The organism is Lapillicoccus jejuensis (assembly GCF_006715055.1).
Taxonomy (GTDB): domain Bacteria; phylum Actinomycetota; class Actinomycetes; order Actinomycetales; family Dermatophilaceae; genus Lapillicoccus; species Lapillicoccus jejuensis.
In genome coordinates, this window is sequence record NZ_VFMN01000001.1 from 2524315 (window position 1) to 2537620 (window position 13306).

A 13306-nucleotide genomic window follows, 5' to 3' on the forward strand; every position below is an offset into this window, starting at 1 on the left:
CGTGCCCGCGGTCCTCTGCGTCGACGTCGGGTCGACGTGGACCAAGGCCGCGCTCGTCGACGACGCGGACGGCACCCTGCTCGCGACGGCCGCCCACCCGACGACGCTCGACCCCGACGTCATGGTGGGGGTCCGCGCGGTCGCCTCGGCCGTCGGTGCCGGTGACGACGTCGCGCTCCTCGCCTGCTCGAGCGCCGGCGGCGGGCTGCGGCTCGCCGTCGTCGGCTACGAGCGCCAGGTGACCGCCGAGGCCGGCCGCCGGGTGGGCTTGAGCGCCGGCGCCCGCGTCGTCCACGTCGCCGCCGGCCCGCTCGACCGGGCGGGGGAGGCGGCGCTGCGCGAGGTCGCGCCCGACGTCGTCCTGCTCGTCGGTGGCACCGACGGCGGCAACGCGGAGGTGCTGCGGCACAACGCGTCCCGGCTGGCCGCCCTGCGCCTGCCCGCCCCCGTCGTCGTCGCCGGCAACGCCGACGCCGCCGCCGACGCCGCCGCGGCCCTCGCCCGCACCCGGCGCCGCTTCGTCGTCACCGACAACGTCGTCCCGCGGATCGGCGAGATCGCCCCGGAGCCGGCGCGGCGCGCCATCCGCGCGGTCTTCCTCGAGCACGTCATCGGCGGCAAGGGCCTCTCCCGCGACCCCGCCTTCGCCCGCGCCGTCCGCGCGGCGACGCCCGACGCGGTCCTCGCCGGCGTCGAGGTGCTCGCCGCCGCGACCGGCGCCGACGCGCTCGTCGTCGACGTCGGCGGCGCGACGACCGACGTCTACTCCTGCCTCACCCCGGAGGGCGAGGACGCGACGCTGCGCAAGGAGGTCGTCGCCCCGCTCTGGCACGCGCGGACGGTCGAGGCCGACCTCGGCATGCGCTGGAACGCCGACGGCGTCCTCGAGGCCGCGGCCCGTGAGCAGCTGCCGACCTCGCCCGGGCTCGAGGCGTGGGCGCGCCCGCTGCCCACCGACCCGGGCCGGCTGCCCGCCGACGCCGCCGAGCAGGCCCTCGACCTCGAGGTCGCCCGGCTGGCCGCGGTGGTCGCCGTACGACGTCACGCCCGTCCCGCCTCGCCGGGGGAGACCCCGCGGCCGCTCGCCGACGTGGGTCTCGTCGTCGGCTCCGGCGGCGTGCTGCGGCACGCCGACCCCGCCGACGCCGACGCCGTGCTCGCCGCGGTCACCGCCGACCACGCCGGCGGGTGGAGGGTGCCGGCCGGCGCCCGCCGGACCGTCGACGCGTCGTACGTGCTCTTCGCGGCGGGGCTGCTCGCCGGCCCGGCCCCCGAGGCGGCCGCCGTGCTCGCGCGCGGCCTCGTGCCGGCCCCGAGCGGGACGGGCGCGGCCCGGTGAGGGCGTTCGTGGAGGACACCGGCTCGGTCCTCACCCTCGCCGTCCTCGCCTGGCTCGCCGCCCTCCTGCTGCGCGAGAAGGCGCCGTGGACGTGGCCCCGGTCGCTCCTGTGGTTCGGGGCGGTCGCCCTCGTCGGGGCCGTCGTCGCCATCGCCGGGCGCGGCAGCAGCAACCTGCTGCGCTTCTTCGGCTCCGACCCCCGCGTCGTCCTCGCCGTCCTCGTCGCCGCGGTCGCCGTGCTGCTCGGCTTCCGGGCCGCCGGGTCGACGTGGGCGCGCGGGCTGTGGTTCGGCGGGTGCGTCCTGCTCATCGGCTGGACGACGCTGCCGAGCCAGAGCGGGCCGCCGTCGCTGACGCCCTACCCCCGCGGCGCGCTGGTCTCGTGCGTCGACGACCGCGAGCACTGGCTGCCGCCGGGGCTGAGCCGGGTGGCCGCCAGCCAGCTGGTCTCCGAGTTCCTGCCCAACATCGCGCTCTTCGTGCCGCTCGGGGTGGGGCTGCTCCTGCTGCTGTCCGACCGCTACCGGCGTCCGCTGCGGCGCAAGCGCTCGCTCGCCGTCCTCGTGCTCGTCCCGATGCTCACGTCGTGCGCCATCGAGACCTACCAGGCCCTCTTCACGACCCGGGTGTGCGCCCCGATCGACGTCATGGCCAACACGGCGGGCGGGGTGCTCGGCGGGCTGCTCCTCGTCGGGGTCCTCGCCGTCCTCGAGGCCGAGCACCGGGGGTAGCGTCTCGCCCATGCCCCACGGCCCCTCGCTCGGCACCCCACTCGTCCCGCCGCTCGTCACGGACGCGGACATCCGCGCCGCCCGCGACCTGCTCGCCGGCGTCGTGCGGCCGACCCCGCTGGAGTACTCGCGCGCCCTCAGCGAGCGGGTCGGGCAGGAGGTCTGGCTCAAGTGCGAGAACCTCCAGCGCGCCGGGTCCTTCAAGATCCGCGGCGCCTACACGCGGATGGCGCGGCTGAGCGAGGAGGAGAAGGCGCGCGGCGTCGTCGCGGCCTCGGCGGGCAACCACGCCCAGGGCGTCGCGCTCGCCGCGCAGCTGCTCGGCATCGCGGCCAAGGTCTACATGCCGCTCGGGGCGCCGCTGCCCAAGCTCCAGGCCACCCGCGCGTACGGCGCCACGGTCGAGCAGACCGGGCTCACGGTCGACGACTGCCTCGTCGCCGCCCGCGCGTGGGCCGACGAGACGGGGGCGGTGCTCATCCACCCCTTCGACCACCCCGACATCGTCGCCGGCCAGGGCACCTGCGGGCTGGAGATCCTCGAGCAGTGCCCCGACGTGCGCACCGTCGTCGTGTCCGCCGGCGGGGGTGGCCTGCTCGCCGGGATCGCCGCCGCGGTCAAGGCCGAGCGGCCCGACGTCAAGGTCGTCGGCGTGCAGGCCGAGATGGCGGCGGCGTACCCCGCCTCGCTCGCCGGGGGCCGCCCGATCCCCCTGGAGAAGATGGCGACGATGGCCGACGGCATCGCCGTCGGCCGCCCCGGCGACGTGCCCTTCGCGCTGGTCCGCGACCTCGTCGACGGCATCGAGGTCGTCAGCGAGGCGGCCCTGTCCCGGGCGCTGCTCTTCCTGCTCGAGCGGGCCAAGCTCGTCGTCGAACCGGCCGGGGCCGCCGCCGTCGCGCGGCTGCTCGAGCCCGGCGGTCAGGCCGTCGAGGGACCCGTCGTCGCCGTGCTCTCCGGCGGCAACATCGACCCGCTGCTGCTGCTGCGGATCATCCGCTACGGCATGGTCGCCGCCGGACGCTACCTCTCCTTCGCGGTGCAGGTGCCCGACCGCCCCGGGACCCTCGCCCGGCTGCTCGCCGACCTCGCCGAGACCGACGCCAACGTCGTCGAGGTGCGCCACGGCCGCTCCGAGGCCGAGCTCTTCCTCGACGAGGTCGAGATCGCCGTCGAGCTGGAGACCAAGGGCCCGCAGCACCGCGAGCTCGTCCTGCGCACCCTCGCCGAACGCGGCTACCGCCCGCACGTGCGGTGACGGGCGGGCGGTAGCGGGGCCGGCGCGGGGCCGGCGGGGCGTCGTTCGGCGGTCAGCCGGCGTAGGCCTCGGCCTTCTTGACGGTGACCTCGACGGTCTTGCCGGCGGGGGTCTGGTAGGAGACGGTGTCACCGACCTTGGCGCCGTTGATGGCCGCGCCGAGCGGGGACTTCTCGGAGAACACCTCGAGGTCGTCGCCGTCCTTGATCTCGCGGCTGCCGAGCAGGAAGGTCTCCTCGTCGCCGAACATCTCGACGGTCACGAGCATCCCGGGGCCGACGACGCCACTGGGGGTCGAGGGCTCACCGACGGTGGCGTTCTCCAGCAGCTGCGTCAGCTGGCGGATGCGGGCCTCCATCTTGCCCTGCTCCTCCTTGGCCGCGTGGTACCCGCCGTTCTCCTTGAGGTCGCCCTCCTCGCGGGCCGCCTCGATGCGCTTGGCGATCTCGGAGCGGCCCTCGCCGGACAGTCGGGCCAGCTCCGCCGTGAGGCGGTCGTGGGCCTCCTGCGTGAGGTAGTTGGTCGCGGTGTCGGTCATGGTTGCTCCTTGCGTGGACCGGCCACGGCAGGACTGCCGCGTGGCCGAGAGTGAGGACCAGCCCCGCCCTAAGCAAAAGGTCCGGACCACGGTGGTCCAGACCTCGCGAGCGGTGGCGTGAACTCATGAGTGTACGGCGTCAGGTCCCACGATGCACACGACCGACGCCTGGTGCCCGGTGCGGGGGAGCGCTCCACCCCGCGTCCGCAGGGCCTACTCGGGCAGGGGCTGCTCCGGCAGCGGACCGAGGACGGCGAACGCCTGCACGCCGTCGCCGAGCTCGCCGCACACCACCCAGCCGCGCAGCTGCGTCGCCGTACGGCGGGCCACGACGGCCCGGCCGAGGTCGAAGCCGCTCGCGCGCAGGACGACGTCCGCGCCGGACGGGTCGACGTCCGCCGAGCACCAGGTCCAGCCGTCGTCGTCGGCGACCAGCCCGAGGGTGCGGCCGCCGCCGTGCTCGGCCCAGCGGGTGGCCAGGCGGCCCGTCATCCGGTCGCGGATCGCGGCGAACCCGCCCGAGTCGCGGCCGCCGGGCCGGCCGAGCGCGCCGCGCAGGTCCTGCTCGTGGATGACGACGTCGCCGAGCGGTCGCGTGCCGTGCGCGCGCATCCAGTCGGCCAGCCGGGGCGCGAGGTCGTCCCACTCGTCGACGAGCGCGGCGCCGTCGCGGCCGGCCCGGGCGTCGACCTGCGCCTGGGTCCAGGACGGGTTGTGGTCGTCCGGCTCGTCGCCGGCGAGGACGTCGGCGCCGAGGCCGACCATGTGCGCGAGCAGGTCGCGCCCGCTCCAGTCGGGGCAGGCCGGGACCGGGCGCCGCAGCGCGGCCGGGTCCTCCTGCTCGACGGCGCGCACGAGCCCTCCCACGCGGGCCTGCGTCTCCTGCCAGAGGGCCACCTCGTCGCTCACGACGCCCAGCCTCCCAGACGGGACAGCGGCCGTCAGGTGCGCACGCAGTCCGTGACGTTGCCGGTGACGGCGCGGGTCGCGGTCCGCACGGTCGCGACCTGGTGCACGGTGCGCGGCGAGCCCTCGGCGGCCGTGGGGACGACGACCTGGACGCTGCCCACGGCGGTGAAGTGCTCGTCCTGCGCCGTGACCGTGCAGGTCACCGGCTGGGTCGGGGGACGACTGACGTCGAACTGGACCTCGACGGAGCTGTCCGAGCGGACGACGTACGACGTCGTCGTCGCCGTCACCTGCTCGGCCGAGTTGTGGGTCACCCACCACACGATGACCAGCGCCATGACGCCGAAGAGGACCCCGCCGGTGATGCCCCACCAGCGGCTGGGGGCGCCCTCGCGGCGCGGGGCGGGGCGGGGGGCGCCCGTGCGAGGGGGCGTCTCGTGCGATGACATGATGGACAACGGTACGGCGAGCAGATCAGAGCGAGTGACGTGGGAGCGGGCGAGAGCATGCCGGCAGGTCCGGGAGACGCCGCGGGGATGCGGCTGATGGCGGTGCACGCGCACCCCGACGACGAGTCGAGCAAGGGCGCGGCGACGATGGCGAGGTACGTCGCCGAGGGCGCCCGCGTGCGCGTCGTCTCGTGCACCGGCGGGGAGCGGGGCTCGATCCTCAACCCCCGCCTGCAGGACGACCCGCACATCCTGCGCGACCTCGTGCAGGTGCGCCGCGACGAGATGGCGCGGGCGCAGGAGATCCTCGGGATCGAGCACACCTGGCTCGGGTTCGTCGACTCCGGTCTGCCCGAGGGCGACCCGCTGCCGCCGCTGCCCGAGGGCTGCTTCGCGCTCGAGCCGATCGACGTCACGTGCGAGGCGCTCGTCCGGGTCATCCGCGAGTTCCGGCCGCACGTCCTCACGACGTACGACGAGCTGGGTGGCTACCCGCACCCCGACCACATCAACACGCACGTCGTGTCCATGGCGGCCCTCGACGCCGCCGCCGACCCGGCCCGGTACCCCGACGCGGGCCCGGCGTGGCAGGTCGCGAAGGTCTACTACAACCACACCTTCACCAAGCCGCGCACGCAGGCGTTCCACGACGCGATGCTCGAGGCGGGCCTCGAGTCGCCGTACGGCGACTGGCTCAAGGACTGGAAGCGCCCCGACCGGCGGATCACCACCCGGGTGACCTGCGCCGACTGGTTCGAGGTGCGCGACCGGGCGCTGCTCGCGCACGCCACCCAGGTCGACCCCGACGGCAACTTCTTCAAGATCCCGCTCGACCTGCAGCGGCGGGTCTGGCCGACCGAGGACTACGAGCTGGCCCTGTCGCGGGTGCGCTTCGTCGAGGGCGAGGACGACCTCTTCGCCGGCCTCGGGTCGCCCGACGAGGCCGACGCGCTCGGTGCCCGCACCGACCTGCCGCTCGTCTACGACGGCCGTACCGTGCCCGACGCGCTGCCCGGCGCGGAGGGCTGATGGACACCCCCAGCACCGACATCGGCCCCGGCCTCGGCGCCTTCGTCGCGTTCTTCGCGCTCGCGGTGATCCTGTGGTTCCTCGTGCGGAACATGAACGCGCGGATGCGCCGGATGGGCTACGCCGAGCGCGAGCGCGTCGAGCGGCTCGAGGCCGAGCACCGGGCCGCGCAGGAGGGCGAGCGTCCGCCGCCGGCGGCGCCGCCGGCCGGGCCCGAGGGCGACGGACCGGACGGGGACCCGCCGGGCCGCTGAGCGCGTCGTACCGGCTCCACGAGCCTCATGCGTCCGCACCGATGGGGCACCGGTGCCCCGCTGCTGCGGACGCTGGGTGGGCGTGAGGTGGCGGGGGTCAGGCGACGGGCGTCGAGCCCGCGCCGTACAGCGCGAGCGAGGCCGCGATGTAGTGCACGACGAAGGCGGCCACGGTGAACGCGTGGAAGACCTCGTGGAAGCCGAACCACCTGGGGAAGGGGTTCGGGTGCTTGGTGCCGTAGACCACGGCGCCGAGCGTGTAGAGCAGGCCGCCGACGGTGATGAGCGTGATGATCGCCGGGCCGCCGAAGTGCAGGAACGGGCCGAAGTAGAAGACCGCGACCCAGCCGAGGGCGACGTAGATCGGCACGTAGAGCCAGCGCGGCGCGCCGACCCAGAAGACGCGGAAGAGCACGCCGCCGATGGCGCCGCCCCAGACGAGGAGCAGCAGCGTGCGGGCCTGGCCCCACGGCAGCAGCGTCAGCGCGAACGGCGTGTAGGTGCCGGCGATGATGAGGAAGATGTTCGAGTGGTCCATCCGCTTGAGCACGCCGTGGACCTTCGCCGACCACGTGCCGCGGTGGTAGACCGCCGAGGTGCCGAACAGCAGCACCGCGGTGACCGTGAAGACGACCGCGCCCACCTTGGCCCGCCCGTCGGGGGCGAGGCAGATGAGCACGATGCCGGCCGCGAGGGCCAGCGGGGTGGTGCCCGCGTGGAGCCAGCCGCGCAGCTTCGGCTTGACGAACGCGACGAGGTCGCCGATCGAGCCGGCGTCGGACGCGGCCGCCGGGGTGGCGGCGGGCGTCGAGGCGGTGTTCTCCATACCCCTCACTATAACCTACGGATCCGTAGGTTACGGAACCGTAGGTGGCTGTCGGATCCGCGCCAGGACACGGCGACGGCGGCTCGGCGCCGGGCGTGCGCAGGTGCCCCGGAGTAGCGTGACCCGGGCGCGGGGCCCGCACCCCCGCGTGACCCGGCGAAGGAGGACGCGGTGGGCCTGACCGACGTGCTGTACGGCGTGTACGAGCGCCGACTGGCCCGCGGCCTCGACCGCACCGCCGTGCCGCGGCACGTCGGCGTCATGCTCGACGGCAACCGGCGCTGGGCGCGCTACAACGGCTTCGAGGTCGCCGACGGCCACCAGGCGGGCGCGGACAAGATCAAGGACCTCCTGCAGTGGTGCGAGGACGCGGGCGTCGAGCTGGTCACCCTGTGGCTGCTCTCGACCGACAACCTCGACCGCGCCCCGGCCGAGATCGTCCCGCTGCTCCAGATCATCGAGACCGCGGTGTCCGACCTGGCCGCCGCCGGGCGCTGGCGGCTGCACCCCATCGGGGCCCTCGACCTGCTCCCCGCCGAGACGGCGCAGAGCCTCAAGGCGTCGGCCGAGGCGACCCGGCACGTCGACGGGCTGCACGTCAACGTCGCCGTCGGCTACGGCGGGCGGCGCGAGATCGCCGACGCCGTCCGCTCGATGCTCCTCGAGGCCGCCGCGGTCGGCACCCCGCTCGAGGAGGTCGCCGAGTCGGTCAACGTCGAGGAGATCGAGGCGCACCTCTACACCCGCGGCCAGCCCGACCCCGACCTCGTCATCCGCACCTCGGGGGAGCAGCGGCTCGGCGGGTTCCTGCTCTGGCAGAGCGCGAAGTCGGAGTTCTACTTCTGCGAGGCCTACTGGCCCGACTTCCGGCACGTCGACTTCCTGCGGGCGCTGCGGGCGTACGCCACCCGCGAACGGCGCTTCGGCCGCTGAGCCCGGCCGCCCAGCCCCGGCCGACGAGCCGCTGGTGGGAGCGGCCTGGGCGCCCGGTGTGAGTTCCCTGGGAGGGGAGGACTCCCCATCGCCAGTGGTCGTGGTGCGCACCTAGCGTCGGGGGTGCAGCAGGGCGGGCGACAGGGGTCCCGCCCCAGGACGACAGGGGTCGACGATGGCGGTCTTCGCCAAGGGGGCGGACCCGGAGGCGCTCGAGGTCTCCGCGACGAACTTCGCCGGCTACGCCCGCACCTGCGACGAGGTGCGCGAGTCCATCGGCGCCAGCGCGTCCGTCATCCGCGCCAACTGGGCCGGTGGTGACCTCCAGGCGCTCGCCGGCCGGTTGCCCGCCGTCCAGCAGCAGCTGACGACGATCTCGCGCACGCTCGCCTCGCTCGGGCAGCGGCTCACCGCCAACGCCCGTGCGCAGCAGGTCGCGTCCGGCGGGTCCGGGGGTCTGCCCGGCGGGGCTCCGTACGGCAGCCCGTACGGCGCGCCGTACGGGCCCGGCGGGGAGGGCGGTGGTGAGCCCGGCGGGGAGGGCGGTGGCGAGGGCGGGGAGAAGCCCGCCTGGCTGGAGACCACCGAGACCGCGGTGAAGCCGCTGGAGATCACGTTCACCGGGATGGGGGCCGCGGCCTTCGGGCTGTTCAACCACACGGCGGGGGGCGGGCTGCACGACCTGTTCGCGAACGGCCGGCTGCTGGACCTCTACACCGAGGACGCGCTGCGGGCCGCGAACACGCTGACGGGGCTGACGTCCTTCGAGACGGCCGGCGCCGGGCTGAATTCCGCCGTCAAGCTGCTCGACGGGCGGGCCATCGGGTCCTTCTTGGCCGAGGGCAGCCGGGCGGGGGAGCTGGTCGGCAAGGTCGGGGTGCTGGGCCCGATCAGCGTCGCGGCCGGCGCGTTCTCGACCTACGAGGACCTCGCGCACCACCACTACGGTGACGCCGCCCTCGACGGGGCGAGCACGGCGCTGACGGCCGGCGCGCTGCTCGCGCCACCGCCCGCCGACATCGTCTGCGGGGTCGGGGCGCTGGGCGTCGCGGCCTACCAGAACATCCCCTTCGTCCACGACGCCGTCGACGGCGCCGTGCACGGGGTGGCGGAGGCCGGTGAGGCCGTCGGGCACGCCGCGGCCGACGTCGGCAAGGGCATCGGACACGCCGCCTCGGGGGCGTGGCACGCCATCACGAGCATCTTCTGAGGAGACTGGCACCATGACCGACCTGCTGAGCGGATCGGACCTGGCCCGGGTGGAGCTGCCCCCGGGCGTCACGGGGTTCGGGTTCACCGAGGTGCGCTACCTGCTGGCCCGCCACGACGAGCCGGCCGCCGCGACCGCCCGCGAGGTGCTGGGCCTCGACGCCGCTCCCGAGGACGACTGGGTGCTGGCGGCCGGGCTCGCCTCGCTCGCCGCCCGGGGCCTGGCCGTCGCCGACCGCGACCGCGCCCAGAGCCGCGGCGAGGCGGCGCTGCTCGAGGTGCTCCTCTCCCGGGGTCACCGGTGGACGGGGATCGGGATGCGCGAGGGCGACGACGGCCAGGGTGACCTGCTCGTCGTCATCGAGGCCCCCGGCGTCGTCGGGCTGCTCCAGCCGCGGATCTTCGGCACCTGGTTCGTCTCGCTGTCGGCCGACCCGGCCGAGGTCGCCGACCCCTCCCGGCTGGTCGCCCCGAGCCTGCTCGAGGCCCGCACCCGTCACGACCGGCTCGGGTTCGCGCTGGAGACCCGCACCGAGCGGGGGGTGGTGGGGCGGCGCTACGCGCGCCCCGCCGAGGGTGGCTGGGCCGTCTCCGACACCCTCCAGGGGCCGCGCGAGCACGTGGCCCTCGAGGCGACCGAGGCCCTGGTCCGGTCCGTGCTGACGGCGGGGGAGGTCACCCGTGGCTGACCCGACCCCCCAGGCCCCCCTCTGGGAGGGCAAGCCGGACCCGGCCCCGCTCGCCTGGCTCGACGACGACGACCGGATGGCGGGGCGGATGCCGCCCGAGGGCATGTTCGTCTACGCCGCGATCTTCCTGGTCGGCACCGTGTTCTCCGCGGTGGCCGCCATCCGGAACGGTGAGTCGGCCGGCTACTGGGCGGGTGGCTTCGTCGTCGTGCTGTTCGGTGGGCTGGGGAGCTGGCTGCTGTGGGGCGGGATCGTGCGCCTCCGCTGGCGACGGCGGCACCCGGGGGTCGACCCCTCCTCCACGGTGCGCAGCTGGACCGACGGCTCGGCCTTCGGGTCCGACCGGCGCTCCGCGGGCTTCTTCCGCTGGGTGCTTCTCGTGCTCTGCGTGCTGCTCGCGCTCCTGGCGGCCGCCTCCTTCGTGGCGACCTTCGTGGGGGACGCCAGCCGGGGCGAGTCGGCCACCGCCGCCTGGGGAGGTCGGGTCCTGCTCGTGCTGCTCCTCGTCCTGTTCGTCGCGGTCGCGCGGGCCGACTGGCGGCGGATCCGTGAGCTGCGGGGACGGCGTCGTACGGGGTCCTGAGGCGCGCCGCCTGGACGTCACCTGGATAGGCTCTGGGGGTTCGATGGGGAGTGCTCCCCATCGACGGGCCCCCGCGGCTCGCCTAGCGTCGGGTCCGCCGGTCGCGACGACCGGGGCCGTCGTGGCGGTCGAGCAGCACACAGGGGGTGTCGAGGTGGCGATCTTCGCCAAGGGTGCGGATCCGGAGGCGCTGGAGGCGTCGGCGACGAGGTTCGTGACCTACGCGCAGACGTGCGACGAGGTGCGCGAGTCCATCGGGACGTCGGCGGCCGTCATCCGGGCGAACTGGCAGGGCTCGGACCTGCAGTCGCTCGCCGGGCGGGTCCCGACGGTGCAGCACCAGCTGACGACGATCTCGCACACGCTGACCAGCCTGGGGCAGCGGCTGACCGCCAACGCGCAGGCGCAGCGCACGACGTCGGGGACGTACGCCGGCGGTGGGGGCGGCGCGCCGGTCCCCGTCGGGCCGGGAGCCGGGGGCCGCGGCAACCCGCAGGCGGCCGCGGTGCTCGCCGCGCTCACCGGGTCGGGGATCTACGGGACGGCGAAGCTCGCCAAGACCCTGCTCACCCTGCCGACCAAGTACGGCAGCTACCTCCAGTGGTCCGAGCGGATCAAGGCGCTGAGCCGGTTCGACACCTCGGCCGGCGTGTTCAAGGCCCTCGGCCAGGTCTGGAAGCCCGGGACCGACCTGTTCAAGAGCGGCGAGATCTTCTCCAACCTCACCCGGTGGGGCGAGCTGAGCAACGCCACGAACCTCGTCAAGGAGGGCGGCTCGCTCGCCAAGGGGCTCGGAGCGGCCGGTAAGGTCCTCGGACCGCTCGGGGCCGTCTTCTCCGGGGTCAGCACGGTCAGCGACCTCGCCGACGGCAACTACGGTCGGGCGGCGTACGACGGCGTCATGACGATCGCCAGCGTCGCGGCCTGCATCCCGCCGGCCGCGGCGATCGCCGCCCCCATCGCGGGGGCCATGGCGCTCGGCGAGATGGTCTACGACCACTGGGACGACATCACGGACTTCACCTCGCACGCCGCCGACGCGGTCTCGGACTTCGCCGGGGACGCCGCCGACGCGATCGGTGACGGGGCCACGTCCGTCTTCCACAGCCTCAACCCGTTCGACTGACCTCCACCGCACCCCCTCGAAAGGCGTCACGATGACCGTCACGGCCGACCCGTTCGCCGGCACCGACCTGGGGCTCGCCGAGCTCCCCGACGGCATGACCGGCTTCGGCGTGGCCGAGGTCGGCTTCCTCCTGTCGCTGCACCGCGACGAGGTCACCGCCGAGGCCAGCCGGCGGTTCGTCGGGCTCGACGAGCGCCTGGTCACCGACGAGCTGCTGCTGCTCGCGGGGGCGTCGTCGCTCACCGCCCGCGGGCTGCTCACCGTCGACGAGCGGGCCGTGCAGGCCCGCAGCGCCGCCGCCCTGCTCGAGGTCGCCCTCGGCCGGACCGTGCGCTGGACCCGGGTGGCGCTGCTCGGCGAGGACGACACCATGGCCAACGTCGTCTTCTTCCTCCAGACCCCCGAGGTCTGCGCGATCGTCGAGCCGTCGGTCACCGCGACCTGGTGGACGGGCTTCGGGCAGGCGGGCGACGACCCCGGGGCCCTGCTCGACGCGCTGGCCCGCACCCGGCTGGACCAGGGGGACGCCGCGGTGATCGTCGACGTCCGCGAGCCCGACGGGGCGCGACGCAACCTGCTCGTCGGCCGCGAGGGGCAGGGGGCGCTCGTCGCCACCGCGGACGTCGGTCCGGGCGGTGAGGGTGGCACCCGGGTCGACCTCGAGGGCCCCGACGCGCTGGCCGAGGTGCTCCGCTCGATGGTCCCGGCGGTGACGGCGTGAGCGCCGCGACCCCGGGCCCGACGGGTGCCGCGGGTGGGCCCGACCACGACCCGCGCCCGAAGGAGCCGTTCGTCTCCGACTCCGTGCCGCGCTCGCCGACGGAGCTGCGCTCGCCCACGGCGCTCGTCACCTGGGGTGTCGTCTGCATCCTCGGCGGCATCGTGCTCGCCGTGGCCGGGATCGCCGTCGCCCCCAAGCCGGCGCCCGCCGTCGCCATCGCCATCCCGCTGGTCCTCGGCGTGGTGGTGGCCCTGCTCGGCGTGTGGTCCATCGTCGTCGGGCGCGCCCGCGCACGGTGGTGCCGGGAGCTGGCCGCCTGGCAGGCGCGCCACCCCGGCCAGCCCTGACAGGTCCCCGTACGGACTGCGGACCGCTGCGGGGGAGGGACGTCCCGGATGGGCAGCAATCCCGTTCGTGGGGGGACGTGGACGTCCCGCTCCCGCAGCAGTCCCCGTCCGCACGACGCCCCGTCGGCCCCACTCGTCCCCTCCGTCCCACCCGTCCCGGACGCTCGGCGACCCGGACGTTTCGGGCACGTGAACTCTTCGGGTGGGCCTGCGCGACACGCCGCGAAAGCTCCGGCGCGGGGGCCGGGGGCGTCGTACGGTCGTCGCGACGGAGGGCATCCCGCCCGACGTCCGGGAGGCCCGATCGGATGACACGACACGTGTCGAGCGGGGGGCCGGACCGGCACCTCGCCACCGAGGAGGCC

At 75.1% G+C, this 13306-nt stretch carries 16 protein-coding genes; 12 read left to right on the top strand and 4 right to left on the bottom strand.

Translation table 11 applies throughout. The features are described from left to right. Position 1 precedes the first annotated feature (1 nt). The 3 genes from FB458_RS11920 to ilvA are packed head-to-tail and all read left to right on the top strand — an operon-like array spanning position 2 to position 3328. Positions 2-1339, top strand: coding sequence for a glutamate mutase L (locus tag FB458_RS11920; protein WP_141848684.1), 1338 nt, complete (start codon positions 2-4; stop codon positions 1337-1339). Then, entirely contained in the window at positions 1336-2070 is a 735-nt protein-coding gene (locus tag FB458_RS11925) for a VanZ family protein (RefSeq protein WP_141848685.1), read from the top strand. Before FB458_RS11920 ends, FB458_RS11925 begins: the two co-directional genes overlap by 4 nt. Before the next feature lie 10 nt (positions 2071-2080). Then, a complete protein-coding gene (ilvA, locus tag FB458_RS11930; RefSeq protein WP_141848686.1) occupies positions 2081-3328 on the top strand; it encodes a threonine ammonia-lyase in 1248 nt (415 codons plus the stop codon). Between the two features lie 52 nt (positions 3329-3380). On the opposite strand, the gene greA is transcribed toward ilvA, so the two are convergent. The 3 genes from greA to FB458_RS11945 form a co-directional block, all read right to left on the bottom strand. Continuing rightward, a complete protein-coding gene (gene greA, locus FB458_RS11935) occupies positions 3381-3866 on the bottom strand; it encodes a transcription elongation factor GreA (protein WP_141848687.1) in 486 nt (161 codons plus the stop codon). 213 nt (positions 3867-4079) lie between these two features. Further along, the gene (locus tag FB458_RS11940) at positions 4080-4775 is read right to left on the bottom strand and encodes a maleylpyruvate isomerase family mycothiol-dependent enzyme (RefSeq protein ID WP_170185661.1); all 696 of its coding nucleotides are present in this window, start codon (positions 4773-4775) and stop codon (positions 4080-4082) included. A 32-nt stretch (positions 4776-4807) separates the two neighbouring features. Beyond that, on the bottom strand, positions 4808-5224 hold the full coding sequence (locus FB458_RS11945) for a DUF4307 domain-containing protein (RefSeq protein WP_141848689.1): 417 nt from the start codon (positions 5222-5224) through the stop codon (positions 4808-4810). A gap of 96 nt (positions 5225-5320) precedes the next feature. On the opposite strand from FB458_RS11945, the gene mca reads away from it, so the two are divergent. Then, positions 5321-6253, top strand: a complete 933-nt coding sequence (mca, locus tag FB458_RS11950; RefSeq protein ID WP_141848690.1) for a mycothiol conjugate amidase Mca — start codon at positions 5321-5323, stop codon at positions 6251-6253. Continuing rightward, entirely contained in the window at positions 6253-6507 is a 255-nt protein-coding gene (locus FB458_RS11955; protein ID WP_141848691.1) for a hypothetical protein, read from the top strand. Before mca ends, FB458_RS11955 begins: the two co-directional genes overlap by 1 nt. 97 nt (positions 6508-6604) lie before the next feature. On the opposite strand, the gene trhA is transcribed toward FB458_RS11955, so the two are convergent. Next, a complete protein-coding gene (trhA, locus tag FB458_RS11960; protein WP_141848692.1) occupies positions 6605-7333 on the bottom strand; it encodes a PAQR family membrane homeostasis protein TrhA in 729 nt (242 codons plus the stop codon). Positions 7334-7504: 171 nt separating this feature from the next. Between trhA and FB458_RS11965 the strand changes: the two genes are divergently transcribed. The 7 genes from FB458_RS11965 (at position 7505) to FB458_RS11995 (ending at position 12941) form a co-directional block, all read left to right on the top strand. Further along, positions 7505-8266: an isoprenyl transferase gene (locus FB458_RS11965; protein WP_141848693.1), complete on the top strand. Its 762-nt coding sequence runs from the start codon at positions 7505-7507 to the stop codon at positions 8264-8266. 175 nt (positions 8267-8441) lie between these two features. Next, entirely contained in the window at positions 8442-9476 is a 1035-nt protein-coding gene (locus FB458_RS11970) for a hypothetical protein (protein ID WP_141848694.1), read from the top strand. Positions 9477-9489: 13 nt separating this feature from the next. Beyond that, on the top strand, positions 9490-10164 hold the full coding sequence (locus FB458_RS11975) for a hypothetical protein (protein WP_141848695.1): 675 nt from the start codon (positions 9490-9492) through the stop codon (positions 10162-10164). After that, the gene (locus tag FB458_RS11980; protein ID WP_141848696.1) at positions 10157-10747 is read left to right on the top strand and encodes a hypothetical protein; all 591 of its coding nucleotides are present in this window, start codon (positions 10157-10159) and stop codon (positions 10745-10747) included. Before FB458_RS11975 ends, FB458_RS11980 begins: the two co-directional genes overlap by 8 nt. Before the next feature lie 154 nt (positions 10748-10901). Further along, positions 10902-11873 carry a WXG100 family type VII secretion target gene (locus tag FB458_RS11985; protein ID WP_141848697.1) on the top strand — a complete coding sequence of 324 codons (972 nt, stop codon included), beginning with the start codon at positions 10902-10904 and terminating at the stop codon, positions 11871-11873. A gap of 31 nt (positions 11874-11904) precedes the next feature. Further along, positions 11905-12594: a hypothetical protein gene (locus FB458_RS11990; protein ID WP_141848698.1), complete on the top strand. Its 690-nt coding sequence runs from the start codon at positions 11905-11907 to the stop codon at positions 12592-12594. Further along, complete coding sequence (locus tag FB458_RS11995; protein WP_141848699.1) at positions 12591-12941, top strand: hypothetical protein; 351 nt, start codon at positions 12591-12593, stop codon at positions 12939-12941. The genes FB458_RS11990 and FB458_RS11995 overlap by 4 nt, the downstream gene beginning before the upstream one ends. Positions 12942-13306: the final 365 nt, after the last annotated feature.